Annotated in this window: 23 protein-coding genes; 19 read left to right on the top strand and 4 right to left on the bottom strand. The window is 68.8% G+C overall.

Annotation, left to right across the window (positions count from 1 at the left end; genetic code table 11):
• The first annotated feature begins 13 nt into the window (after nt 1–13).
• From EOW65_RS07420 to EOW65_RS07365, 12 genes are all read left to right on the top strand, one after another.
• Entirely contained in the window at nt 14–1057 is a 1044-nt protein-coding gene (locus EOW65_RS07420; RefSeq protein WP_206364028.1) for an ABC transporter permease, read from the top strand.
• Nucleotides 1057–2028, top strand: a complete 972-nt coding sequence (locus EOW65_RS07415) for an ABC transporter permease (RefSeq protein ID WP_128148331.1) — start codon at nt 1057–1059, stop codon at nt 2026–2028. Before EOW65_RS07420 ends, EOW65_RS07415 begins: the two co-directional genes overlap by 1 nt.
• Nucleotides 2025–3887, top strand: coding sequence for an ABC transporter ATP-binding protein (locus EOW65_RS07410; RefSeq protein ID WP_128148330.1), 1863 nt, complete (start codon nt 2025–2027; stop codon nt 3885–3887). Before EOW65_RS07415 ends, EOW65_RS07410 begins: the two co-directional genes overlap by 4 nt.
• A gap of 54 nt (nt 3888–3941) precedes the next feature.
• Nucleotides 3942–5399 (top strand): leucyl aminopeptidase family protein, encoded by a 1458-nt coding sequence (locus EOW65_RS07405; protein WP_128148329.1) that lies wholly within the window; start codon nt 3942–3944, stop codon nt 5397–5399.
• Between the two features lie 320 nt (nt 5400–5719).
• Nucleotides 5720–6820 carry a transporter substrate-binding protein gene (locus EOW65_RS07400; protein ID WP_128148328.1) on the top strand — a complete coding sequence of 367 codons (1101 nt, stop codon included), beginning with the start codon at nt 5720–5722 and terminating at the stop codon, nt 6818–6820.
• On the top strand, nt 6820–7428 hold the full coding sequence (locus EOW65_RS07395) for an ANTAR domain-containing response regulator (RefSeq protein ID WP_128148327.1): 609 nt from the start codon (nt 6820–6822) through the stop codon (nt 7426–7428). The genes EOW65_RS07400 and EOW65_RS07395 overlap by 1 nt, the downstream gene beginning before the upstream one ends.
• Nucleotides 7406–8293 (top strand): ABC transporter permease, encoded by an 888-nt coding sequence (locus tag EOW65_RS07390; protein ID WP_128148326.1) that lies wholly within the window; start codon nt 7406–7408, stop codon nt 8291–8293. Before EOW65_RS07395 ends, EOW65_RS07390 begins: the two co-directional genes overlap by 23 nt.
• Complete coding sequence (locus tag EOW65_RS07385; protein WP_128148325.1) at nt 8293–9213, top strand: ABC transporter permease; 921 nt, start codon at nt 8293–8295, stop codon at nt 9211–9213. Before EOW65_RS07390 ends, EOW65_RS07385 begins: the two co-directional genes overlap by 1 nt.
• An 80-nt stretch (nt 9214–9293) precedes the next feature.
• Entirely contained in the window at nt 9294–10925 is a 1632-nt protein-coding gene (locus EOW65_RS07380) for an ABC transporter substrate-binding protein (protein ID WP_128148368.1), read from the top strand.
• Nucleotides 10926–10931: 6 nt separating this feature from the next.
• On the top strand, nt 10932–11891 hold the full coding sequence (locus EOW65_RS07375) for an acetamidase/formamidase family protein (protein ID WP_128148324.1): 960 nt from the start codon (nt 10932–10934) through the stop codon (nt 11889–11891).
• Nucleotides 11892–11920: 29 nt separating this feature from the next.
• Entirely contained in the window at nt 11921–13693 is a 1773-nt protein-coding gene (locus tag EOW65_RS07370; protein WP_394342737.1) for an ABC transporter ATP-binding protein, read from the top strand.
• A 48-nt stretch (nt 13694–13741) separates the two neighbouring features.
• On the top strand, nt 13742–14647 hold the full coding sequence (locus EOW65_RS07365; protein WP_128148322.1) for a hypothetical protein: 906 nt from the start codon (nt 13742–13744) through the stop codon (nt 14645–14647).
• Between the two features lie 36 nt (nt 14648–14683).
• Here the strand turns inward: EOW65_RS07365 and EOW65_RS07360 are convergent, their stop codons facing one another.
• Nucleotides 14684–15016, bottom strand: coding sequence for a DUF3108 domain-containing protein (locus tag EOW65_RS07360; protein ID WP_128148321.1), 333 nt, complete (start codon nt 15014–15016; stop codon nt 14684–14686).
• Between the two features lie 244 nt (nt 15017–15260).
• On the opposite strand from EOW65_RS07360, the gene EOW65_RS07355 reads away from it, so the two are divergent.
• The 3 genes from EOW65_RS07355 to arsH all read left to right on the top strand — a co-directional run bounded on the left by EOW65_RS07355 (nt 15261) and on the right by arsH (nt 17464).
• Complete coding sequence (locus EOW65_RS07355; protein WP_128148320.1) at nt 15261–15605, top strand: ArsR/SmtB family transcription factor; 345 nt, start codon at nt 15261–15263, stop codon at nt 15603–15605.
• Nucleotides 15602–16621 (top strand): ACR3 family arsenite efflux transporter, encoded by a 1020-nt coding sequence (gene arsB / locus EOW65_RS07350; protein ID WP_128148319.1) that lies wholly within the window; start codon nt 15602–15604, stop codon nt 16619–16621. The genes EOW65_RS07355 and arsB overlap by 4 nt, the downstream gene beginning before the upstream one ends.
• A 114-nt stretch (nt 16622–16735) precedes the next feature.
• On the top strand, nt 16736–17464 hold the full coding sequence (arsH, locus tag EOW65_RS07345) for an arsenical resistance protein ArsH (RefSeq protein ID WP_128148318.1): 729 nt from the start codon (nt 16736–16738) through the stop codon (nt 17462–17464).
• Between the two features lie 158 nt (nt 17465–17622).
• Here arsH and EOW65_RS07340 read toward each other — a convergent pair whose 3' ends face one another.
• The 3 genes from EOW65_RS07340 to EOW65_RS07330 form a co-directional block, all read right to left on the bottom strand.
• Nucleotides 17623–19137, bottom strand: coding sequence for an AMP-binding protein (locus EOW65_RS07340; protein ID WP_128148317.1), 1515 nt, complete (start codon nt 19135–19137; stop codon nt 17623–17625).
• 73 nt (nt 19138–19210) lie between these two features.
• Nucleotides 19211–20038: a p-hydroxycinnamoyl CoA hydratase/lyase gene (locus tag EOW65_RS07335; protein ID WP_128148316.1), complete on the bottom strand. Its 828-nt coding sequence runs from the start codon at nt 20036–20038 to the stop codon at nt 19211–19213.
• Between the two features lie 85 nt (nt 20039–20123).
• Nucleotides 20124–21575 (bottom strand): aldehyde dehydrogenase, encoded by a 1452-nt coding sequence (locus EOW65_RS07330; RefSeq protein WP_128148315.1) that lies wholly within the window; start codon nt 21573–21575, stop codon nt 20124–20126.
• 146 nt (nt 21576–21721) lie between these two features.
• Here EOW65_RS07330 and EOW65_RS07325 point away from each other — a divergent pair, with 146 nt between their 5' ends.
• The 4 genes from EOW65_RS07325 to EOW65_RS07310 are packed head-to-tail and all read left to right on the top strand — an operon-like array spanning nt 21722 to nt 25925.
• A complete protein-coding gene (locus EOW65_RS07325) occupies nt 21722–22201 on the top strand; it encodes a MarR family winged helix-turn-helix transcriptional regulator (RefSeq protein ID WP_128148314.1) in 480 nt (159 codons plus the stop codon).
• Between the two features lie 56 nt (nt 22202–22257).
• Entirely contained in the window at nt 22258–23469 is a 1212-nt protein-coding gene (gene mhpT, locus EOW65_RS07320) for a 3-(3-hydroxy-phenyl)propionate transporter MhpT (protein ID WP_128148313.1), read from the top strand.
• A 3-nt stretch (nt 23470–23472) separates the two neighbouring features.
• Complete coding sequence (locus EOW65_RS07315) at nt 23473–24354, top strand: amidohydrolase family protein (protein ID WP_128148312.1); 882 nt, start codon at nt 23473–23475, stop codon at nt 24352–24354.
• Nucleotides 24351–25925, top strand: a complete 1575-nt coding sequence (locus EOW65_RS07310; protein ID WP_128148311.1) for an acyl-CoA dehydrogenase family protein — start codon at nt 24351–24353, stop codon at nt 25923–25925. The genes EOW65_RS07315 and EOW65_RS07310 overlap by 4 nt, the downstream gene beginning before the upstream one ends.
• The last annotated feature ends 93 nt before the right edge of the window (nt 25926–26018 follow it).

Genomic DNA, 26018 nt, shown 5'->3' with positions numbered 1-26018 from the left:
ACAGGGGCCCGAGATGACGACCGACCGACCCGAAACGGGCTCCATGCCTCCGGCCGATGCGGCCGGGGGCGCGCGGCCGCCGCCCGCCGGTCCCTGGCGCCGTGCGCTTCAGGGCCTTGCCTCGAGCCGCACCGCGGTGCTCTCGGGGCTCGGTCTGGTGCTCATCGTGCTGGCGACGGTGCTGGCGCCGGTCTATGCGAAACATGTCGCGCAGACCGATCCCTTCCGCTCGGGGCTGAGCGCCAAGATCCTGATCGACGGCAAGCGCAGCCCGGTGATGGAGCGCTCGACCGAGGGGCTTGGCCTTGGCGTCACCCCGATCGGGCCAACCTGGGGGCCGAAATACTTCCTCGGCGCCGACAATCAGGGCCGCGACGTCGCGGCGCGGCTGCTCTATGGCGGGCAGAATTCGCTGATCATCGCCGGCGCGGCGACGCTGCTGTGCCTCGTCTGCGCCGCGGTGATCGGCATCGTCGCGGGCTATGCCGGCGGCAGGGTCGATACCGTCCTGTCGAACCTGATCGACATGATCTGGGCCTTTCCGGTCTATCTGCTGGCGATCTCGCTCTCGATCGTGATGCTCGGCAAGACCTTCGAGATCGGGCCGATCCACATCAGTTCCTCGAGCCTCGTGGTGCCGATCATCATCATCGGGCTGGTCTATGTGCCCTATGTCGCGCGCCCGGTGCGCGGCCGGGTGATCGCCATCACCAACAGCGACTTCGTGCTGGCGGCGCGCGGGCTTGGCATCCGCCCCTCGCGCATCCTGTGGCGCCACATCCTGCCCAATGTCGCGACCACGCTGATCGTCTTTGCGCCGATGCTGATGGCGCTGAACATCGTCACCGAAAGCTCGCTGTCCTTCCTGTCGGTCGGCGTGCAGGCGCCCAATGCCAGCTGGGGCACGATCTTGCAGGACGGTCAGGCGCTGCTCTACTCGCGCCCGGTCGTGTCGATGGCGCCCGGCATCGCGATCATGGTGACGGTGATGCTGCTCAACCTGTTCGGGGACGTGCTGCGCGACATCCTCGACCCGAAATCCGTGCGGGGGCGCTGATGCTGGCCGTGATCCTGTCGCGCCTCGCGCGGATGGTGGTGGTGATGGTCGGCATCAGCGTCATCACCTTCCTGATCTTCTTCGCCACCCCGGGCGCCGACCCGGCGGCGCGCATCGCCGGCCGCAACGCCGCCCCCGAGACGGTGACCGCCGTGCGCCACGACTTCGGCCTCGATCGGCCGATCTGGGTGCAATACGGGGTGATGATGCGCAAGATGTTCGTCACCGGCGACCTGACCTCCTTCGTCAACCGCGGTCAGAAGATCGTGCCGACGCTGACCGCCGCCGCCCCGGTGACGCTGTCGCTCGTGGCGGGGGCCGCGGTGCTGTGGATGGCGCTTGGCGCCGCCACCGGGATCATCGCCGCCGCCTTCAAGGACCGGCTGCCCGACAAGATCCTGATGGGCGTGTCGATGATGGCGGTCGCCATGCCGGTGTTCTGGGTGGGCGAGATGGTGAACCTTGTCACCCAGAGCCGGCTGCATGACACCTGGGCCTTCTCCTGGGTGCCGCCGCTTGGCTATGTGCCACTGAGCGAAAGCCCGGCGCGCTGGTTCCTCGCCCTCGTCTTCCCGTGGATCACGCTCTCGTTCCTCTACATCGGGCTTTACGGCCGGATGCTGCGCACCGGGATCATCGAGACCTATCAGGAAGATTATATCCGCACCGCCCGCGCCAAGGGGCTGACGGCGCGGCGGGTGCTGCTCAAGCATGCCACCCGCGCCGCGATCATCCCGGTCGTCATCATGTTCGGCATGGATTTCGGCGTGCTCGTCGGCGGCGCCGCGGTGCTGACCGAGGTCGTCTTCGGCCTGAACGGCGTCGGCCGGCTGACCTATCAGGCGCTGAAGGTGCTCGACCTGCCGATGATCATGGCCGCGGTGCTCTATGCCTCTTTCTTCGTCGTGCTCGCGAATGCGGTCGTCGACCTTCTGTGCATCCTGATCGACCCGAGGTTGCGGCGCAAATGACCGAAAGACCGACCTTCCCCCTGCCCGACGCCGCCTCCCCCGGCGCGCCCTCCCCGATCCTGTCGATCCATGACCTGCGCGTCGCCTTCCGGGGCGCGCGCGGCGCCTGGAACGAGGTGGTGCACGGGCTGTCGCTGACCGTCGCGGCGGGCGAGACCGTCGCGCTGGTGGGCGAATCCGGCTCCGGCAAGAGCGTCACCTCGCTCGCGCTGATGCGGCTGCTCGCCCCCGCGACCAGCCGCATCACCGGCGAGGTCACCCTCGACGGCGCCGCGGTGCTGTCGCTCTCCGAGGCCGAGATGGTCGCACGGGTGCGCGGCCGCAGCGCGGCGATGATCTTCCAGGAGCCGATGACCAGCCTGCACCCGATCTACACGGTCGGCGAGCAGCTGATCGAGGCGCTGTGCTGCCACCGCCCGATGCCGCGCGCCGAGGCGCGGCGCGCCGCCGTCGCGCTGATGGAGCGGGTGCGCATCCCCGATGCCGCGCGCCGGCTCGATGACTATCCGCACGCCTTCTCGGGCGGGATGCGGCAACGGGTGATGATCGCGATGGCGCTGGCCTCGCGGCCGAAGCTGCTGATCGCGGACGAACCGACGACCGCGCTCGACGTCACCGTTCAGGGCGAGATCCTGTCGCTTCTCAAGGAGTTGCAGGAAGACTACGGGATGGCGATGCTGTTCATCACGCATGACATGGGGGTGGTGGCCGAGATGGCCGACCGCACCGTGGTGATGCTGCGCGGCGATGTCGTCGAGGACGGCCCGACGGCGCAGGTGTTCCACGCGCCGCGCGCGCCCTACACCCGCGCGCTGCTGGCAAGCGTGCCGGCGCTCGGCTCGATGCGGGGCGAACCCGTGCCGCTGCGCTTTCCCGCGATCGACCCGGCGACCGGGGCCGCGACTCCGGGCCAGCCCCTCGCCCGCCAGCCCGACCTCGGCGCGCCGCTGCTCGAGGTGCGCGACCTCGTCACCCGCTTTGACGTGCGCGGCGGGCTGCTGCGGCGCAAGGTGGCGCGGGTGCATGCGGTCGAGCATGTCTCCTTCGCGATCCACCCGGCCGAGACGCTGGCGCTGGTGGGCGAGTCGGGCTGCGGCAAGTCGACCACCGGGCGCTCGATCATCCGCCTTGCGGGCGGCATCTCGACGGGTTCGGTGCGGCTCGATGCCACCGAACTCTTCACCCTGCCGCCCGGCCGTCTGCGGCTCCAGCGCCGCGAGATCCAGATGATCCCGCAAGACCCGCTCGCCAGCCTGAACCCGCGCATGACGATCGGCGAGGCGCTGGTCGAGCCCTTCCTCGAACACCGCATGGGCCCCGCCACCGAGGCCCGCGCCAAAGCCGCCCGGCTGATGGATCAGGTCGGGCTGAACCCCGCCATGCTCGAGCGCTTTCCGCATGAATTCTCGGGCGGACAGCGGCAGCGGCTGTGCATCGCCCGCGCGCTGATGCTCGACCCGCGGGTGATCATCGCCGACGAAAGCGTCTCGGCGCTCGATGTCTCGGTGAAGGCGCAGGTGGTGAACCTGCTGCTCGACATCCAGGAGCGCACCGGCATCGCCTTCCTCTTCATCTCGCATGACATCGCGGTGGTCGAGCGGATCAGCCACCGCATCGCGGTGATGTATCAGGGCGAGATCGTCGAGATCGGGCCGCGCGCCGCGGTGATGGAGACGCCGCAGCACCCCTATACCCGCCGCCTGATCGAGGCGGTGGCGGTGCCCGACCCGGCCCGGCGTCACCTGCGCCGCACGCAGCCGCCGTCCGAGCTGATGAACCCGATCCGCCCGCTCGATTTCGTGCCGCCCGAACGGCGCTACCGCGAGGCCGGCCCCGGCCATTTCGTGCGCGAGGACTGATCCGGGCGGCCCGCCCGGCCGCCCTCCCCCGTTTTTCCCTGAGGTCTTGATCCCATGCCCGTCACCCTGTCCGCCGTTGCCACCACGTCCCGCACGCTCGTGCTGCCGCTCGATGCGACGCTCGCCCTTGGCCCGCGCGCCGCGGCCCTTGATGCCGCGGCGGGCGGCGCGATCACCCGTGCGCTTGCCGCCGCGCGCTTCACCGCCGCCGAGGGCGTCTGCCTCGACCTCTTCGCGCTGCCGGGGGTCGAGGCCGCGCGGGTCGTGGTGCTTGGCCTCGGCGCGCCCGGCGCCGGGGCGCTGGCCGCCGCGCGCGCGGGGGCCGCGCTTGCCCGCCATCTGGAAGTGGCTGGCGAAAGCGCCGCGACGCTCGTCTTCGACGGCACGGATGCCGCGCAGCTTGCGGCGCTGGTGCATGGCGTCCGGTTGGGGAACTACCGCTTCGGGCTGACCGCGCAGGGAGAAAGCCCCTTCGCGCTGAGCCTGACGCTTGCCACCGATCTCGAGCCCGGCGCGGCGCTCTCGCGGATGGAGGCGGTGGCCGAGGGTGTGTGCTTCGCCCGCGATCTGGTGAACTATCCGGCCAGCCACCTGAACCCCGACAGCTTCGCCGATTTCCTCGCCCCGCTCGCCGCCGCCGGCATCGCGATCGAGGTGCTCGATGCCGAGGCGCTGGCGCGGATGGGGATGAACGCGGTGCTGGCCGTCGGGGCGGGCTCGGCCCGCGCGCCGAAGGTGATCGTGCTGCGCTATCGCCCCGCGGGCAGCCCTGCTGCGCCGATTGCACTGGTCGGCAAGGGGATCTGCTTCGACGCCGGCGGGCTGGCGATCAAGTCGGGGCCGCAGATGTTCGACATGCGCGCCGACATGAGCGGTGCCGCCGCGGTCGCGGGCACGATGCTGGCCCTTGCCCGGCAGGGCAGCCGCGAGCATGTCGTGGGCGTTCTGGGCATCGCCGAGAATCTGCTCTCGGGCAGCTCCTACAAGCCCGGCGACATCGTCACCACCTTCGCCGGCAAGACCGTCGAGGTCTATGACACCGATTGCGAGGGGCGCATGGTCCTGGCCGACATCCTCGCCCTTGCCGCGCGCAGCGAGCCGCGGGTGATCGTCGATCTCGCCACGCTGACCTATTCGGTGATGCAGGGGCTGGGCCATGTCTTCGCCGGGCTCTTCGCCACCGACGACGAATTGGCCGAGGCACTGCTGCGCGCCGGCGAGACGGTGGGCGAGCGGTTCTGGCGGCTGCCGCTCGATCCGGCCTATGCGGAGGCGCTGCGCTCGCCGGTCGCCGATCTGCGCCAGCACGCCGAGGACCTGCACGACGGCGACGCGCCCCATGCGGCGGCCTTCCTGCACGCGTTCACCGGCGGTTTCCCCTGGGCGCATCTCGACATCGCCGGCAAGGAGCTTGCGGCGAAGGAGATGCCGCTCGCCCGCCGCGGCGGCACCGGCTTCGGCGTCCGCCTGCTCGAGGAATGGATCGCCGGCCTCGCTCCCGCCGAGGGCTGAGGCCGCAGCTTGGCCGCGGGCGGACGCCCCCGAACGGGCTCGCCCCGGCGCCGACCACGAGACAAATCTCGATTAATTTCTGACCGTTTATCATCCAGAGCGATCAGAAATTGCGCCAAAATCCGCGACATCGCCGCGCAGCACCTGTCCATTCGGACCATCGGCCGATTTTACGCTTGTCTCGCGCGGCCGGCCGATGCCAGCTTCAGGGCACATCGGACACTCCCGAACGGCATTCGCGCCTCGCTTCGACACCGCCTCCCGCGGCTCGTCGGCGGGGCGTTTTTGCGTTTCGGACATTGCACAGGCGTCAGGCGGACATGAAGACACAGGTCGAACTCGGATTGCTCTATTCCCGCTCGGGGAGCTACTCGCTCATTTCCGAGGCCTGCCGCACCGGGGCGCTGAGCGCCATCGACCATATCAACGCCGATCCCGCGGTTCCGCTGCGCTTCGTGCCGGTCGAGCGCGACCCGCGCGGCAATATCGACGCCTACGGCCCGTTGTGCGAGGAAATCCTGCGCGACAGCTCGGCCCGGCACGTGATCGGCTGCGTCACCTCCTGGAGCCGCAAGGAGGTGATCCCGACCCTCGAGAAGGCCGGCGGCACGCTGTGGTATCCGGTGCCCTACGAGGGCTTCGAGGCCTCGGACCACGTCGTCTACACCCATGCCTGCCCGAACCAGCACCTCTTGCCGCTGCTGGGCTGGGCCTTCGCCCGGCTCGGCCGGCGCGGCTATCTCACCGGCTCGAACTACATCTGGGGCTGGGAGATGAACCGGCTGGCGCGCGAGGTGATCTCGGGTGCGGGCGGCGAGGTGCTGGGCGAGCGCTATCTGCCGCTCGGCTCGGTCGATATCGGCCGGATGATCGAGGAGATCCGCGCCACCCGTCCCGATTTCATCCTGAACAACCTGATCGGCCCGTCGCAATACGCCTTCCTTGCCGCCTATCGCCGGCTTGGCGAGGAGATCGCGCATTTCCGCCCCGAGACCTGCCCGATCCTGTCGTGCAACCTCACCGAATGCGAGCTGGCCGCGATCGAGCCCGCCGCGGCCGAGGGGCTGGTCGCCGCCGGCCCCTATTTCCGCGGCGCGACCGGCTGGCCCGGGGCGCAGCGCAGCTTCGGCTCGTCGCACGAGGCGGCGGCCTGGTCGGCGGTGCACCGGCTGGCGCGGCTGCTGTCGGGCCATGCAGGGGCGACGCGCGAAAGCCTCGCGCAGCTGCTCGCCCATGCGCCGGGCGGCACCGAGGGCATCGATCCCGCCACCCATCACACCGAACTGCCGGTGCTGATCGCACAGGTCGAGAACGGCGCCTTCGCGATCCGCGAACGCTTCGCGGCGCGGATGGGCGACCCCTATCTTTCCCATGGGCGCGAGGCGGCGATGCCCGCCGCGCCGCGGCTGAAGGTGGTGTGATGAAGCGCAAGGTCCGGATCGCGAACCTCGGCAGCGCGCGCGCCTATATCCTGCACCGGCCGCACCCGACGGTGCAGGCGCTCGAGCGCCAGCTGCGCGCGATCGGGCTGACGGTGGTGCAATGCTGGCCCGAGCTGCCGGCCGAGGCGATCGCCGCCGATTTCCTGTTCTTCGACGTCGATCAGGGCTTCGACGAGCAATTCCCCTGGCGCCCGGGCGAAAGCCCGATGCCGATGATCGCGCTGATCGGATCGGAGGCGCCGGGCCGGATCGAATGGTCGCTCGAGGCGGGGGCGCATGCACAGCTGCTGAAACCCGTGGGCGACGGCGGCGCCTATTCGGCGCTGCTGATCGCGCGGCTCGCCTTCGAGGCACGGCAGTCGCTCTCGGCGCAGATCGCCGATTTGCGCCGGCGCCTCGACGAGCGCCAGACCGTGGTGCGCGCCGTCACCCTGCTTGCCGCGCGCGGCAAGGGCGAGGCCGCGGCCTATGACCAGCTGCGGCAGATGGCGATGGCCTGGCAGGTGAGTTTCGAGGATGCGGCGCGGCGCGTCGTGGCCAGCCACGACAGACAGGAGGACGGCAATGACCGACGTGATCTCGGCTGAGGCCGCCCCGCAACCGCAGGGCGCGCTGCGCCGGCTGCTGCAGCGCAAGCTTGCCCTGATCGGGCTGGCGCTGATCGTGGTGGTGACGGCGGGGGCCATCTTCGCCCCCTGGATCGCCCCCTTCGCGCCCGAGGACCAGATGTTCGACGGGCTCACGCTCGAGGGCGCGCCGATGCCGCCCGGCGACAAGTTCTGGCTCGGCACCGACCTGCTCGGCCGCGACCTGTTCTCGCGCATCCTGTTCGGGGCGCGCACCTCGCTGGTGATCGGCGTGGTGGCGAACGGGCTCGCGCTGCTGATCGGCACGCTGATCGGCGTCACCGCGGGTTATTTCCGCGGCTGGATCGGCGCCGTGCTGATGCGCTTCACCGATCTGATGATGGCCTTCCCGGCGCTCTTGCTGGCGATCTGCCTCGCGGCGATCTTCACCCCCTCGCTGTGGATCGTGGCGATGGTGATCGCGCTGGTGAACTGGGTGCAGACCGCCCGCGTCGTCTATACCGAGACCTCGGCGCTGGCCGAGCGCGAATTCGTCGCGGCCGAGCGCACGCTCGGCGCCGGCACCGGGCGGATCCTGTTTCGCCACATCCTGCCGCATCTGGTGCCGATGATCATCGTCTGGGGCACGCTCGGGATCTCGACCACGGTGCTGCTCGAGGCGACGCTCAGCTATCTGGGCGTGGGGGTGCAGCCGCCGACGCCGAGCTGGGGCAACATCATCTTCGAGAACCAGACCTATTTCCAGGCCGCGCCGTGGCTTGTCTTCATCCCCGGCGCCGCGATCCTTGCGCTCGCGCTGGCCTTCAACCTTGTGGGCGACGCGCTGCGTGACGTGCTCGACCCGACCCAGCGGGGGCGTGACTGATGCTGGCCTATGTGTTCCGCCGCCTCGTGCAATCCGCACTGATCCTGCTTGGCGTGTCCTTCATCACCTTCCTGCTGCTTTACGTGCTGCCCGCCGACCCGGTGCGCCAGATCGCAGGGCGCTCGGCCACGCCCGAAACGGTCGAGAACATCCGCCGCCAGCTTGGCCTCGACCAGCCCTTCATCGTGCAATACGGCCGCTATCTGGCCGGGCTGTTCCACGGCGACATGGGGCGCAGCTATCTGCAGAAGACCGAGGTCGCGGCGCTGATCATGGCGCGGCTGCCGGCGACGCTGCTGCTGATGCTCGGCGCGATCGTGGCCGAGCTGGCAATCGGGCTCAGCCTCGGCGTTCTGGCCGCGGTTCGCCGCGGCGGCGCGCTCGACCAGTCGCTGATGATCGCCTCCTTCGTCGCGGTCTCGGCGCCGCAATTCGTGGTCGGGCTGCTGCTGCTTTACGTCTTCGCGGTCAAGCTCGGCTGGTTCCCGATCGGCGGCTATGGCCACCTGTCGAACCTCGTGCTGCCGGCGATGACGCTCGGGATCATGGGCTCGGGCTGGTACAGCCGGATGATGCGCTCCTCGATGATCGACGTGCTGCGTTCGGACTACATCCGCACCGCCCGCGCCAAGGGGCTCGGCCGGGCCCGGGTGCTGGCGCTGCATGCGATGCCGAACGCGATCCTGCCGATCATCGCGATGATCGGCATCGACATCGGCATCTTCATGTCGGGCATCGTCGTCGTCGAGAGCGTCTTCGGCTGGCCCGGCATCGGCCAGCTCGCCTGGCAGGCGATCCAGCGCGTCGACATCCCGATCATCATGGGCGTCACGCTGGTCTCGGCCTGCGCCATCGTGCTCGGCAACCTGCTGGCCGACCTCGTCACCCCCTTCATCGACCCGCGCATCAAGCTGCGCTGAGCCTTTCCCCAAGACCCCGCCTTACGGGGCCCCACGCACCACCACCACCGATCCAACAGACGGAGACCAAGATGAGCCTGATGAACACGCTGCTGGCGACGAGCGCTCTTGCGGTGTCGCTGTCCTTCGCAAGCCTTGCCGCGGCGCAGGACTATACCCCCGATCCGAACGCCAAACCCGGCGGCAACATCGTCATCACCTACAAGGACGACGTCGCCACGCTCGACCCGGCGATCGGCTATGACTGGCAGAACTGGTCGATGATCAAGTCGATCTTCGACGGGCTGATGGATTACGTGCCCGGCACCACCGAGCTGCGCCCCGGCCTTGCCGAAAGCTACGAGATCTCGCCCGACGGCAAGACCTATACCTTCCACCTGCGCAAGGGCGTGAAGTTCCACAACGGCCGCGAGATGACCGCCGAGGACGTGAAATATTCGCTCGACCGCGTCACCACGCCCGCGACGCAATCGCCCGGCGCGGGATTCTTCGGCTCGATCGCCGGCTATGACGCGATGGCCGACGGCTCGGCCACCAGCCTGTCGGGCGTGACCGTCCTCGACCCCGCCACCGTGAAGATCGAGCTGTCGCGCCCTGACGCCACCTTCCTGCACGTGATGGCGCTGAACTTCTCCTCGGTCGTGCCGAAGGAGGAAGTCGAGAAATGGGGCGCCGATTTCGGCAAGCACCCGGTCGGCACCGGCGCCTTCAAGCTGAGCGACTGGACGATCGGGCAGAAGCTGCTGCTGACGAAGAACGCCGACTACTGGCGCGCCGGCCTGCCCTATCTCGACAGCGTGACCTTCGAGGTCGGCCAGGAGCCGATCGTGGCGCTGCTGCGCCTGCAGAAGGGCGAGGTCGACATCCCCGGCGACGGCATCCCGCCGGCGAAATTCACCGAGGTGATGAACAACCCCGACGAGAAGAAACAGGTCGTCGTCGGCGGCCAGCTGCAGACCGGCTACATCACGCTGAACGTCGAGATGAAGCCCTTCGACAACGTCGAGGTCCGCCGCGCGATCAACATGGCGATCAACAAGGACCGGATCGTGCAGATGATCAACGGCCGCGCCACCCCCGCGACGCAGCCGCTGCCGCCCTCGATGCCGGGCTATACCAAGGAGTACGCGGGCTATGCCTTCGATCCGGCGAAGGCCAAGGCGATGCTGGCCGAGGCGGGCTATCCCGACGGCTTCCAGACCCAGCTTTACGTGATGAACACCGACCCGAACCCGCGCATCGCGCAGGCGATCCAGCAGGATCTGGCCGCAATCGGGGTCAAGGCCGAGATCAAGGCGCTGGCCCAGGCGAACGTGATCGAAGCGGGCGGCACGCCGAAGACCGCGCCGATGATCTGGTCGGGCGGCATGGCCTGGATCGCCGACTTCCCCGATCCGTCGAACTTCTACGGCCCGATCCTCGGCTGTGCCGGCGCGGTCGAGGGCGGCTGGAACTGGTCGTGGTACTGCAACAAGGATCTCGATGCCGAGGCGGCCAAGGCCGATTCCATCGTCGATCCGGCAAAGCAGGGCGAGCGGCTGGCGCTGTGGTCGGACGTCTACATGAAGATCATGCAGGACGCCCCCTGGGTGCCGGTGTTCAACGAGAACCGCTACACGATGAAGTCGGCGCGCATGGGCGGCAGCGATGACCTCTACGTCGATCCGGTCTCGATCCCGGTGAACTATGATTATGTCTATGTGACGGAGTGAACGCACATGTGCAAAGCCTGCGGCTACACGATCCACGGTGCGCAGCACCATTTCGGCTGGGATAATTCGCTTGCCCCGGTCGAGACGGTGGCGCCGGGGTCGACCATCCTCTTCCACTGCCTTGACGCCTCGGCGGGCCAGCTAGGCCCGTCCTCGACGGTCGAGGATGTGAAGACGCTCGATTTCGGCAAGATCAACCCGGTCTCCGGCCCCGTCTATATCGACGGGGCGATGCCCGGCGACGTGCTGAAGGTGACGATCGACAGCTTCGCCCCGCGCGAGGAAGAGGGCACCGCCTGGGGCTGGACGGCGAACATCCCGGGCTTCGGCCTGCTGGCCGACCAGTTCAAGGACCCGGCGCTGAACATCTGGAAATATGACGCGGCCGCGCCCGGTCAGGCGCTCTGGGGCCGCCATGGCAAGGTGCCGCTGAAACCCTTCTGCGGCACCATCGGCGTCGCCCCCGCCGCACCGGGCGAGCATTCGATCGTGCCGCCGCGCCGGGTCGGCGGCAATCTCGACATCCGCGATCTGGCAGCGGGCACCACGCTTTACCTGCCGGTCGAGGTCGAGGGTGCGCTGTTCTCGGTGGGCGACACCCACGCCGCGCAGGGCGACGGCGAGGTCTGCGGCACCGCGATCGAAAGCCCGATCGACACCGTGCTGACCTTCGATGTGGTGAAGGGCGAGGACCTGAAGTTCCCCCGCTTCACCACGCCGGGCCCGGTCACCCGCCATCTCGACACCGCGGGCTACGAGGTCACCACCGGCATCGGTCCCGACCTGATGGTCGCGGCGCGCGATGCGGTCGCGGGCATGGTCGACCTGCTTTCGGCACGGCACGGCATGGCGGCGGTCGACGCCTACATGCTGGTCTCGACCTGTGGCGATCTGCGGATCTCCGAGATCGTCGACATGCCGAACTGGGTGGTCAGCTTCTACTTCCCGCGCAGCGTGTTCGAATGAGCGCCACAGCGGAACTCCGGTCCGGGGCCATGACGGCCCCGGATGCCCCGCCCCGCCCGGCGCTGTCGGTCGAGGGGCTGACGATCTCGGTCCGGGCAGAAGGGCGCGAGCGGGCGCTGGTGCGCGATCTCAGCTTCACCCTGGCGCCCGGCGAGACCATCGCCATCGCCGGCGAGAGCGGCTCGGGCAAGTCGCTGACCTCGCTCGCGATCATGGGACTGCTGCCGCCGCCCGCGCTGCGCGTCAGCGCCGGCGCGATCCGCCTTGACGGCGAGGATCTGACGCGCCTGCCCGAGGGCCGGATGCGGGCCATTCGCGGCAACCGCATCGCGATGATCTTCCAGGAGCCGATGACCTCGCTGAACCCGGTGCTGTCGATCGGGCGCCAGCTTTCCGAGGCGATCCGCGCCCATGCGCCGGTCTCGCGCACCGAGGCCCGCCGCCGCGCCCTCGAGGCGCTGAAGGCGGTGCGCATCTCGGAACCCGAGCGCCGGCTCGACCAGTTCCCGCACGAGCTGTCGGGCGGCATGCGGCAGCGCGTGATGATCGCGATGGCGCTGGCGCTGCGCCCCGACGTGCTGATCGCCGACGAGCCGACCACCGCGCTCGACGTCACCGTGCAGCGCGAGGTTCTTGACCTGCTGCGTGACCTGCAGCGCGAGATGGGCACCGCGATTATCCTCATCACCCATGACATGGGCGTTGTGGCCGAGATGGCCGAGCGGGTGATCGTGATGAAACAGGGCCAGGTGGTCGAGACCGGCCCGGTCGCGCAGATCTTCGCCGCGCCGCAACAGCCCTATACCCGCGACCTGCTGGCCGCGGTGCCGCGGATGGGCGACGGCAGCGGCGCCCCTGCCCCCGCCGCCGAAACGGCCCCCGTCGCGCGGCTGCGCGATCTCTGCGTGCGCTTCGACATCCGCGGCGGGTTGCTGTCGCGCGTCACCCACCGTGTCCATGCGGTCGAGGGCGTCAGCTTCGACATCCGCGCCGGCGAGACCTTCTCGCTCGTCGGCGAAAGCGGCTGCGGCAAGTCGACGATCGCCAAGGCGCTGACCGGGCTCGTGCCGCATCAGGGCAGCATCGAGGTGGCGGGCCACCGGCTCGGCGGTCTGTCCCCGCGCGAGATGAAGGCACTGCGCCGCGATGTGCAGATCGTGTTCCAGGACCCGATGGCGGCGCTCGATCCGCGGATGCGGGTGGGCGATCTGGTCGGCGAGCCGCTTCTCATCCACGGCATCGGCACACCCGAGACCCGGCGCGCCCGTGTCGCCACGCTGTTCGAGCGGGTCGGGCTTGCCCGCGATCAGCTCGACCGCTATCCGCACGAGTTCTCGGGCGGCCAGCGCCAGCGGATCTGCATCGCCCGCGCCTTTGCGCTGCAGCCGAAGCTGATCATCGCCGACGAGAGCGTCTCGGCGCTCGATGTCTCGGTGCAGGCGCGGGTGCTCGACCTGCTCGCGGCGCTGAAACGCGAATTCGGCATCGCCTATCTTTTCATCAGCCATGACATGGCGGTGGTCGAGAACATCTCGGACCGGGTGGCGGTGATGTTCATGGGCCAGATGGTCGAGATGGGCACCCGTGCGCAGATCTTCGGCAACCCGCAGCACCCCTATACCCGGCGGCTGATGGCGGCGGTGCCGGTGCCCGACCCGGGGTTCGAACGGCCGCCGCTGCCGCGCCTTGCGGGCGAGGTGCCAAGCCCGGTCTATCCGCTGGGAAAGGCGCCGCGACGCCAGATCCTGCGCGACATCGGCGGCGGGCATCTGGTGGTCGGGGCCGCCGCAGAGGGGCGCTGAGGCGCCCCCCCTTGCCCGCCCCTGCGGAACTTGCAAGAAACGCGCATCATGCTGCCCTCCGCCCCCTGCGCCTATACAGTCGACACGCTCGTGCGGATGCACGGGTTCCGGGACTGTCTGGCCTCGGCGGCCCATGACCTGCTCGAGACGCATCTGGCGCTGCCGCGCGAGGTCCATTACGTCGCCGACCTGCAGCGCTGGATGCTGAGCCAGATCACCATCGCGCTGCATTTCGAGCACCGCCACGACCCGGCCGCCCCGCCGATCTCGCCCGCCAATCTGGTGCGGGCAATCGGCGACAGCGGCATCGCCAGCCGCAACACCGCGCACACATTCCTGATGGAGATGCGCCGCTATCGCTTCGTCACGCCGCTGGCGCGCGCCGATGGCCGGCAACGCGCCGTCGAAGCGAGCGAGATGAGCGAAGGGCTGATCCGGCGCTATTTCGACATCCACTTGCGGGCGCTCGACCGGCTCGACGACGGCGGTCGCGCGGCGCTTTCCCGGGCGCGGCCCGAGCTGCTGCACGCCGCGCAGCCCCGCTTCGCGCGGATGCTGGCCGCCCGCCGCGACTGGCACAAGCCGCCCGCCAGCATCGCGAAATTCGTCAGTTCCGATTCCGGCAGCAGCATCCTGCACGACCTGATCGCGGATGTGCCCCCGCCGGCCGAAGATGCGGCCGCGCCGATCTGGGTCGGCACCGTCTCGCCCAAGGTGCTGTCAAGCCGCTACCGGATCTCGCGCACCCATGCGGCGCGGCTGTTCGCGCAGGCCCGCGAGGCCGGGTTGATCGGCTGGGCGCGGCCCAGCAACCGCGGGGCGTGCTGGATCGCACCGCAGCTCGTGCGCGACTATCTGCGCTGGCAGGCGATCAAGTTCGCCTGCGCCTCGGAAGCCTTTGCAGAGGCCTGCGCGAGCACCGCCCCGGCCCCGGCCGAGGCCGAGGCCGGATGAGCGACGCGGAGGGCCTGCAGGCCACCCACCGATCCCTCATTCGTGGATCGTGTACTCACCAAGCTCGCACAGGTTCTGCGTGTCGATCGTGGTGTCGAGCTCGTCGCCCTGGAATTCGAAGCGCATGTCGTAGTCGCAGACGCTGCGGCCATCGGCGATGGTGATCTCCATCGATTCACCGGGTTCGAGCACCTGATCGCCGAAGACGTCGTCTTCCCAAGCATTGACGCCCACCGGGGACGTGTAGAAGTTGTTCAGCACGGAATGGGTGCCGTTTTTCAGCGTGAACACGAGGTCCTCGGCGAGCGCCGGGGTCGACACGCACAAGGCAACAGCCGTCGCGACCAGCGCGGCGTTAAACTTTTTCATTTCTTCAGCCTGTTTTGGGATGGTGGAGCGAAGCTTCGAGGGGAACCCTAACCGAGCGGCTCGCGGAACAGAAGCCACCTCCGGTCCCATATTTGGGTTTAATTTTCCCGCCATCAGGGCCGGTGACAGCGCGCCACCAGAAGCGGCCAGCCCCCTCGCATGCCCCGGCTCTGCCATCGCCCGCGAAGGGGCTTGTATCTCGGGCAATCTTCGCTTATCGACGATCAACGATATTGGAGCAGCCATGCAGATCCGGAGCGACGACAGGCAGACCCGGGACGCGGAGATTGCCGCCCTGGCAAAGGCACTCTCACATCCGGCGCGGATCCGGATCCTGCGCATGCTGCAGGCGGCTCCGGGCTGCATCGGGGGCGAGATCGTCGAGGCGATCGGCCTGGCCCAGTCCACGGTTTCCGAGCATCTGCGCATCCTGAAGGCCGCCGGCGTGATCTCCGGCGAGATCGACGGGCCGCGCATCTGCTACGCTCTGACCCCCGCTGCCCTTGCACCGCTGACCGATCTCATTTCCGGCCTGACGCCGTCGCCGGCCGGCGCCTGCTGCCTCCCTGCCGCGAAGGACATCACATGAGCCTCTTCGAACGCGGACTGACCCTGTGGGTCGCCCTGTGCATCCTTGCCGGGCTGGTGCTGGGCAGCCTCGCGCCCGGCTTGTTCGGCGCACTGGCCGGGCTCGAATACGCCTCGGTGAACCTCGTTGTCGCGGTGCTGATCTGGGCGATGGTCTATCCGATGATGATCGGCATCGACCTCGGCTCGCTCAAGGATGTCGGGCGGCGTCCGAAAGGTCTGGTCATCACCTTGGTGGTGAACTGGCTGATCAAGCCTTTCACCATGGCCGCGCTGGCGGTGCTGTTCTTCGAGCACCTTTTCGCCGCGCTGATCGCACCCGATCGGGCGGCCGAATACGTCGCCGGGCTGATCCTGCTCGGCGCCGCGCCCTGCACGGCGATGGTTTTCGTCTGGTCGCAGCTGACGAAGGGGGACCCGAATTATACGCTGGTGCAAGTGTCGGTGAACGATCTGATCATGGTCGTGGCCTTCGCACCGATCGTCGCCTTCCTGCTTGGTGTGACCGAGATCGCGGTGCCGTGGGAGACGCTGATCCTGTCGGTCGTCCTTTATATCGTGATTCCGCTGATCGCCGGCACCGTGACGCGGTACCGGCTGATCGCGCGCGGCGGTGTGGCGGCGGTTTCGGCCTTCACCGCCCGGATCAAGCCCGCCTCCGTCCTCGGGCTGCTGATGACCGTGGCGCTGCTGTTCGGCTTTCAGGGGCCGGTGATCGTGTCGCAGCCGCTGCTGATCGCGCTGATCGCCACCCCGATCGTGCTGCAATCCTATGGCATCTTCGCGCTTGGCTATGTCTGGGCCTGGGCCTGGAAGCTGCCGCACCGGGTGGCGGCGCCCTGTGCGCTGATCGGCACCTCGAACTTCTTCGAGCTGGCGGTCGCCGTCGCCATCGGCCTGTTCGGTCTGAACTCCGGCGCGGCGCTGGCAACCGTGGTCGGCGTGCTGGTCGAGGTGCCGGTGATGCTGTCGCTCGTCGCCATCGCCAATCGTACCCGGGACCGGTTCCCGGCATGAGTGGCCGCATCCCCCCGCACGCCCGACTGCGCCGGCCCGCGCAAGGCGGCGCCCCGCCCTCCCCTCCGGCCGGAAAAGACGGCCGGGTGATCCCTGATCCGGAAGGAAACCGCCTTGTCTGAACCTCCGACGGAGACGCCCAACCTCGACGACGCCCTGTTCCCCGGCATCGACCGCGACCGGCTCTTCGCCCCCGCGACCGCGTCGCACCCGCCGCGCATCCTGCTGCTCTACGGCTCGCTGCGGCTGCACAGCTTCTCGCGCCTTGCCGCCGAGGAGGCCGGGCGCATCCTGGTCCGTCTCGGCGCCGAGGTGCGGATCTTCACCCCCTCCGGCCTGCCGCTGGTCGATGACGGCGCCGATGCGAGCCACCCGAAGGTGCGCGAGTTGCGCGACCTGGTGGCCTGGTGCGAGGGCATGGTCTGGTCGAGCCCCGAGCGCCACGGTGCGATGACCGGGCTGATGAAGACGCAGATCGACTGGATCCCGCTTTCCGAGGGCGCGGTACGGCCGACGCAGGGCAAGACGCTGGCGCTGATCCAGGTCTCGGGCGGCTCGCAAAGCTTCAACGCAGTCAATCAGATGCGCATTCTCGGGCGCTGGATGCGGCTGCTGACGATCCCGAACCAATCCTCGGTGCCGAAGGCGTTTCAGGAGTTCGACGAGGCCGGACGGATGCGCCCCTCGCCGCTTTATGACCGGATTGTCGACGTGATGGAGGAGCTGATGAAATTCACCCTCCTGACCCGGGACCGGGCCGATTACCTCGTGGACCGCTATTCCGAGCGCAAGGAGAGCGCCGCAGCGCTGATGGCGCGAGTGAACCTCTCTGCCGCGACCTGAGACGCGCGGCGCGCGGCACGGCCGGCCCGCCTTGCGACAGAAGAAAAGCCCCGGGGGGTCCGGCCCGGCCGGAACCGGCCCCGGCCCCCCCGGGCAGGGAGGAAACCTGCCGCGACGCGTGGCGGGGAGTGCGATTTCCCGGCCGCGCCGCCGCCTTGTCAGCGCGCCGGCGCCACCTCCGCCCGCGCCGTATCGCGCAGCACATGCTTCATCACCTTACCCGATCCGGTCCGCGGCAGCTCGGGCACGAGGCGGAAATCCTTCGGAACCTTGTAATGGGCGATCAGACTGCGGCAATGCGTGACCAGCTCGGCCGCCTGCGGCGCCTGCCCCGGCGCCGGCACGATATAGGCACAGCCGACCTCGCCCCAGCGTTCATCGGGAATGCCGATCACCGCGACCTCGCGCACCGCATCATGCTGGATCAGCGCCGCCTCGACCTCGACCGGATAGACGTTCTCGCCGCCCGAGATGAACATGTCCTTGCGGCGATCGACGATGGTGATGTAGCCGTCCGCATCACGCACGCCGATATCGCCCGAACGCAGGCCGCCCTCGGGGGTAAAGGCCCGGTCGCGCTCTTCCGGCCGGTTCCAGTAGCCCGGCGTGACATTCAGTCCGAAGATCACCACCTCACCCGGAACGCCGTCGGGCACCTCCTCGTCGTTCTCGTCGACGATGCTCACGCTGGTCAGCGGCCCTGCCACCCCCACCGCCCCGGCCTTCTCGCGCAGCATCTCGGGCGACAGCGGCATGCCAAGCGTGGTGCCAGTCTCGGTCATGCCGTAGCCGTCGACCATCTTGACGCCGTGATCGAGCCACCAGCGGATCTGCGAGGGCGGGTTCGGCGCGCCGCCGGTGAACAGGGCCTTGAGCCTGCGCCAGCGCGACGGATCGAAATTGCCGGCGTGGCGCAGCGCCTCGGCCATCTGCGGGACACAGAAGTAATGCGTGACGCCCCAGTCGGGGTGACCAAGGCGCTCGTTCGTCGCCTCGGGGTCGAAGCCGGGCGACACGATGAAGGTTCCGCCACGCAGGATCGGCGGCCAGATCTGCGTGACGATGCCGATCACATGGAACATCGGGCTGTCGCACAGGAAGACGCAGCCGGTGTCGACCTCCCCCAGAACGTTGAAGTTCACCGCCGTCGCGAGCAGGAACTGCGAGGTCAGCAGCGCCCCTTTCGGCACTCCCGAGGTGCCTGAGGTGTAAAGGATGATGCAGGTGTCAAAGCCCGAGTGGCGCGGCGGGCGCGGCGCCGGATCGGCGGCGCGGACCTCGTCGATGAAGGTCGAGACCTGTTCCAGCCAGCAGCCCTCGGGCAGGACCGGCGCCGCATCGAAATCGGTATAGACCAGCTTCGGCGTGCAATCGGCCAGCAGCCGTGCAAGTTCGGGCAGGGACAGCCGCCAGTTCAGCGGCACGAAGATCGCACCGAGCCGCATCAGCGCCTGCTGCAGCACGATCAAATCGACGCAGTTGCGTGCGATGACGGCGACACGTTCACCGCGCGAAATCCCTTTGCCGGCAAGCACCCTCACGGCGCGCAGGATGTCGGCGTCAAGCGCGCCATAGCTCCAGCGCCGTCCGGTCGCGAGATCGATACAGGCAAGTGCCGCCGGTCGCAGCCGCGCATGCATGGCCACCGGATCCGGTGTGATGAAATCGAGCATGGTCCTCCTCCCGTGCTGTCAGATGTCGTTGCGGCCGGACAAATCTCCCCTGCGCCCGGCCGCCCGATGGGCCTCAGCTCTTGCGGCTCTTGTCGTAGGCGCCGAGCCCCGGCTTGTAGGACTTCTCATCGATGAACTGGCGGATACCCTCCTTGCGGCCCTCGTTGTCGTAGGAATTCGCCGCCTCCTGCGCCCGGACGAGGTAATCCTCGGCCTCGTCATAGGTCATCACGCCGACGCGGCGGACCGCGTCCTTGGTGGCCTTGAGCGCGACCGGGTTCTTCTGCAGCAGGGTCTGTGCCACTGCCGTCACCCGGTCCTTCAAAGCGGCAAGCGGCATCGACTCGTTCACCAGCCCCCACTCGGCCGCAGTCTTGCCGTCGATCGGCTCGCCCAGCATCGCGTGATACATCGCCTTGCGGAACGGCAGCAGCTCCACCGCCACCTTGGTCGCGCCACCGCCGGGCAGGATGCCCCAGTTGATCTCCGACAGGCCGAACTTCGCCTCGTCGGCGCAGAACGCGAGGTCACAGGCAAAAAGCGGACCATAGCCGCCGCCGAAGCACCAGCCGTTGACCATCGCGATCGTCGGCTTCTGATACCAGCGCAGCCGTCGCCACCAGCCGTAGGATTCGCGCTGCGACTTGCGCACGCCCTTCAGCCCGTCCTTTTCGGTCTCGCGGAAATATTCCTTCAGATCCATGCCGGCGGTCCACGAGGTGCCCTCGCCGGTGAGCACGAGCACCCCGACATCATCGCGGAACTCGAGCGCGTCGAGCGCCTCCATCATCGCGCGGTTCAGCGCGGGCGACATCGCGTTGCGCTTCTCGGGGCGGTTGAACTTCAGCCAGGCGATGCCGTTGCTGACCTCGTAGACAACCGTGTCGTGATCGTTAGCCATGGTCTTCTTCCTTTTGTTTTCCGTAAAGGGGGGGCGATGCCGGGGCCGCCTCGGCCCCGCCCGCCACCGCATGTCGCGGGCCCGCTCAGAGCGGGTAATGCCCGGGCTGGGTTTCGAAGGTGATCCAGCGCAGCTCGGTGAATTCCTCGATCCCCGACTTGCCGCCGAAGCGGCCATAGCCCGAGGCCTTGGTCCCGCCGAAGGGCATCTGCGCCTCGTCATGGACGGTGGCGCCGTTGATGTGGCACATGCCCGAGCGGATCTTCCGGGCGACGGTCAGACCGCGGGCGATATCGGTGGTGAAAACCGCCGCCGACAGGCCGTATTCGGTATCATTCGCCAGCCGGATCTGATCGTCCTCGTCCGTCGCGCGCAGGATCGCGACGACCGGGCCGAAGCTTTCCTCGGCATAAAGGCGCATCTCGGGGGTCACCCGGTCCACCACCTGGGCCGGCATCAGCACGCCCTCCGCAGGCCCGGCGGAATGGATCTCCGCCCCCTTCGCCCGGGCATCCTCGATCAGCTCGCTCACCTTCGCCACGGTCCGGGCGTCGATCACTGCGCCGAGCGGGCAATCCCCGATCGCCGGGTCACCAGCCTTGAGCGAGGCGGCACGGGCGATGAACCGCGCGACGAAGGCATCGGCGATCTCCGGGGCGAGGATGATCCGCTCTGTCGACATGCAGATCTGCCCCTGATTGAAGAAGGCGCCGAAGATCGCGGCATTCACCGCCTCGTCGAGATCGGCATCACGCAGCACCAGCAGCGGCGCCTTGCCGCCAAGCTCCAGCAGGCAGGGCTTGAAGTGGCGCGCCGCGCGTTCGGCAATGATCCGTCCGACTTTGGTCGAGCCGGTGAAATTGATGCGGCGGATCGCCGGATGGTCGATCAGCGCGCCGACGATCTCGGCGGCGTCTTCCGGCGCATTGGTGACGAAGCTGACCAGCCCGGCCGGCAGCCCGGCCTCTTCCAGCGCCTCGACGATCAGCGCATGGGTGCGCGGGCACAGCTCGGAGGCCTTGAACACCACGCCGTTGCCACAGGCGAGCGGCGTTGCCAGCGCCCGCACGCCAAGGATCACCGGCGCGTTCCAGGGCGCGATGCCAAGCACCACTCCCGCCGGCTCACGCAGCCCCATCGACACGCAGCCCGGCTTGTCGGAGGGGATCACCTCGCCGGCAATCTGCGTCGTCAGCGCCGCGGCCTCGCGCAGCATCGAGGCGGCGAGCATCACGTTGAACCGCGCCCACATCTCGGTCGCCCCGGTCTCGGTCGCCATCGCCTCGACGAAGGCATCGCCCTTGGCCGCAAGCGCATCGGCCGCCTTCAACAGCGCGGCGCGGCGCGCGTTCGGGCCGAGCGCCGCCCAGGCCGGGAACGCCGCATCGGCCGCCTCGGCGGCCGCAACCGCATCCGCGACGCTTGCCGCCGCGGCCTCGGTGGCGACGGCGCCGGAAACCGGATTGTGCCTGCGGTACCGGCGCCCGTCCTGTGCCGCGCGGGACATGCCCGCAATCCTCATGTCAACGACAGTCATTCGCTCCTCCCCAAGGTTGCGCCGAGATTCTGTCTCCCCCGAATCATCGGCCGCCTGACTGTTATACGATATAGCGATTGACTGTTATACTGTATAGCATTAATCCTGTTCACGTTCTGGTTGCCGATGACACAGGAGAACTGGCAATGGCTGCCCCCCACAAGACCGTCCCAAAGCCCGAACCCGGGGAGGAACGGCTTGAATTTCTTGCCGATCTGGTAGGGTACCACCTGCGCCGCGCCTCGATCCGCGACATGCAGGGAATGAGCGCCGCGCTCGAATCGCTGTCCCTGCGGGCGGTGCCGCTCAGCGTGCTGCTGATGATCGTCGAGAACCCGGGCATCTCGGCCGCCGACATCTGCCGCGCGATCGGCCTGAAACGGGCGAACATCGTGTCCATCCTCGCCGAGCTGGAACAGCGCGGGCTGTTCCTGCGGGAGGCGGACCCCAACGACAACCGGGTCCAGAAGCTGTTCCCGACCAGAACCGGCAAGGAGCTGACCGCCGAGGCCCTCGAGCGGCTGAAGGACCATGAAGACCACCTTCTTTGCGCGCTTTCCGGGTCGGAGCGGGCAGAGCTGCGGCGCCTGCTGATGAAGGTTTGGCAGGGCGACGAGGGAGACTGACCCAGATCACGACACACGGCGGGGAGGGAGAGAGCCCCGCCCAGGGAGGAAAATCCATGCATAGTTTATCCGACAGCCGCCACGGCGGTCGCCGGGCGCTGACGCTTGTCTGCCTCGCCGCGATCATCGAGGGCTTCGACCTGCAATCGGCAGGCGTCGCGATCCCGAAGATTGTCCCGGAATTCGGGCTCAGCGGCCCGCAGATCGGACTGTTCTTCTCGGCCGCCACCTTCGGGCTGATCTTCGGCTCGTTCCTCGGCGGGCGAAGCTCGGACGCCTGGGGCCGGCGCAATGCGCTGGCGCTCTCGCTCGTCACCTTCGGCATCTTCTCGATCGCCACGGCGATGACCTCGAGCTTTGAGCAGCTTCTGGTGATGCGCTTCCTGACCGGCGTCGGCCTTGGCGGCGCCTTTCCGATCCTGGTGACGATCGCCGCGGAGACCAGCACGCCCGATTTCCGCGGCCGCGCGGTGTCGATCATGTATGCCGGGGTGCCGCTTGGCGGCGCCACCGCGAGCCTCGTCGCGATGCAGGGCTGGCATGGTGGCGGCTGGCGCGAGATCTTCCTCATCGGGGGCATCCTGCCGATCGTGATCACACCGCTGATCCTTGCGCTGCTGCCGCCGCTCAAGGTCGAGAAGGCCAAGTCGGAAAAGATCTGGGAAGCGATCGGCGACATCCTGGCGCCGTCCTCGCTTGCGCGCACGGTGCTGCTGTGGCTGTCGTTCTTCCTCGGCCTGATCGTCGTCTATGCGCTGCTGAACTGGATGCCGCAGCTGCTGGTCTCGCGCGGGCTGAGCAAGCCGGACGCCTCGCTGGTGCAGGTCCTGTTCAACATCGGCGGCATCCTCGGCAGCCTGATCGGCGGCAAGGTGCTTGACCGCGACAACCCGCTCGCCACGGTGGCGCTGTGCTTTGCCGCTGCGGGCCTTGCGCTGCTGATGCTCGCAATGCTGCCGGCGTCGCTCGGCTGGATGCTGCTCGGCGGGTTCATCGTCGGTGCCGGCATCCTGTGCATCCAGGCGATCCTCTATGGCATCGCGCCGCGCTGCTATCCCTTCCAGATCCGCGGCACCGGGGTTGGCGTCGCGGTCGGCGTCGGACGCCTTGGCTCGATCGCCGGGCCGTTGCTGGCCGGGGCCGTCGTGGCCTCGGGGGCGGGCCCCGAGGGGGTGATGTACACGCTGTTCCCGATCACCCTGCTGGCCGGAGCGGCGGCGGTGATCCTGTTGCGGCGACGCGACGCCATGCCCACGGCGCAGGACTGAGCAATGATTGCGCCAAGCACGATCCGCGCCATCGACATCCATGTCCACGCCGAGGAGCCCTGCGGCTGCCATGCCGACGACGGCTATGACGCGCTGCAGGCCGAGATGGCGCGGTATTTCCACGCGCCCTGGACACATCCGCCGACCCTGCACGAGACCGCCGCCGCCTATCGCGAGAAGAACATCGCCGCGGTGGTCTTTCCCGTCGATGCTGAACGCGAGACCGGCTATCGGCGCTATCAAAACGAGGAGGTCGCGCAAGCGGCCTCCGACCATGCCGACATCCTGATCCCCTTCGGCTCGATCGACCCGGCGCGCGGCAAGGCTGGCGCGCGCGAGGCACGGCGGCTGGTCGAGGACTTCGGCATCCGCGGTTTCAAGTTCCACCCGACGATGCAGGGGTTCTTCCCGAACGACCGCGCCGCCTACCCGCTCTATGAGGCGATCGAGGCGGCCGGCGTGCCGGCGCTGTTCCATACCGGCCAGACCGGCGTCGGGGCGGGGATGCGCGGCGGCAACGGGATGCGGCTGAAATACTCGAACCCGATGTTCCTTGATGACGTGGCGGCGGATTTTCCCGACCTGCAGATCATCGCCGCCCATCCGTCCTTTCCCTGGCAGGAAGAGGCGCTCGCGATGGCGGTGCACAAGCCCAATGTCTGGATCGACCTGTCGGGCTGGCGCCCGAAGTATTTCCCGCCGGTCCTGATCCAATACGCAAACACCCTGCTGCAGGACCGCGTCCTGTTCGGCTCCGACTGGCCGATGATCGCCCCCGAGGGCTGGCTTGCCGAATTCGACGCGCTGCCGATCCGCGACGCGGTCCGCCCGAAAATCCTGAAAGACAATGCCGCCCGGTTGCTCGGGCTGAAGGAAACGCCATGACCCCGTTCAACGCCCCCGTCGATGACATTCTTTTCACCCTCGAGCATGTCGCCGGGGCGTCCCGCCTGCCCGGCTGGGACGGCGATCTCGCCCGCGAGATCGTCGCGCAGTTCGGGCGGCTCGCGGCGGCCGAGATCGCCCCCGCGGACGAGGCCGGCGATCTCGAGGGCTGCCGGCTCGAGAACGGCCGCGTGGTCATGCCGGCCGGGTTGCGGGCCGCCTATGGCAGCTTCGTCGCGCAGGGCTGGCACGCGCTCGCGCTGCCCGAAGAAAGCGGCGGCCAGGGCATGCCCGCCGCCCTGGCCGGCGCCGTAACCGAGATCTTCGCCGCCGCCTCGCATGCGTTGCAGATGGTCGTCGGGCTGGTGCCGGGCGCGGCGCGCACCATCGCCCGTTTCGGCACCGAGGCGCAGCGCGCCCTGTGGCTGCCCCGACTGGCCTCGGGCGAGTGGCTCGCGACGATGGCGCTGACCGAACCCGGCGCCGGCTCGGATCTTTCGGGAGTGCGCACGCAGGCGGTCCGGCGTGACGGGCACTGGCGGATCGACGGCGAGAAGATCTTCATCTCCGGCGGCGATCAGGACCTGACGCCGCACATCCTGCACCTGGTGCTGGCGCGCAGCGGCACCGCACAAAGCGGGGTCAAGGGGCTGAGCCTGTTCCTCGTGCCCTCGCATGGCGAGGACGGCCAACGTCTGCCGGTCACCGTCACCCGGATCGAGGAAAAGATGGGGCTGCACGGCTCGCCCACCTGCCAGATGCTGTTCGACGCCGCCCCGGCGCAGCTTCTCGGCCGCGAGGGCGACGGGCTGCGCGAGATGTTCACGATGATGAACCATGCCCGGCTCGACGTCTCGCTGCAGGGCGTGGGCCATGCCGCGCGGGCGGCCGCGATCGCCCGCAGCTATGCCGCGACACGCCGGCAAGGCCGCAGCGGGCTGGCGCTGGACGCCCATGCCGACGTGCGCCGGATGCTCGACGAGGCCGAGACCATCGCGCTCGGCCTGCGGGCCCTGGTGCAGATGGCGCTGGTCGAGATGGATCTGGACGAAAGCGCCCCGTTGCTCGATTTCCTGACGCCGGTGTGCAAGTTCGCCGGCACCGAGGGCGGCGTCGCGGCGGCGGATCTCGCGATCCAGGTGCTTGGCGGCTACGGCTACCTGCGCGAATACCGGGTCGAGCAGATCCTGCGCGACGCGCGGATCACACCGATCTACGAGGGCGCGAACGGCATTCATGCGGTGACCCTGGCCGGGCGGCTGCTGCGTCACGCCGACGGCGCCGCGGCCCAGGCTTTCGCCGACTGGCTTGCCCCGGTGCCGGCCACGCAGGCCGCCTGGCAGGCGGCGCGGCACAGGATGCTGGCGACCGAGGATCCCGGCGCCGGTGCGACCGCCTTCATGCGGCTGACGGTGGCCGCCGCATCCAGCCGCGTCTGGGCCTGCCTCGCGGCCGCGGCGCCGCATGCGCCCGATCCCGACCGGTTGCACCACCTCGCCGCGCGCGCTGCCGCGCATCTGCCCGCGCAGATCCGCCATCACGCCGAGATGCTCGAGATCGAGCTCGGCTGAGGCGGTCCGGTCGCGGCGGGGCCGGCGCGCCCCTATAGGAAAAGCGTGTCGTGCCGTCGGGGATCAGCCCCCTGCCCTCGGTGGCGCGCACCG

It is taken from the genome of Paenirhodobacter ferrireducens, from assembly GCF_004022265.1.
In the GTDB taxonomy this organism is placed as follows: Bacteria; Pseudomonadota; Alphaproteobacteria; order Rhodobacterales; family Rhodobacteraceae; genus Rhodobacter; species Rhodobacter ferrireducens.
This window is presented reverse-complemented; position numbering and strand designations above follow the sequence as displayed.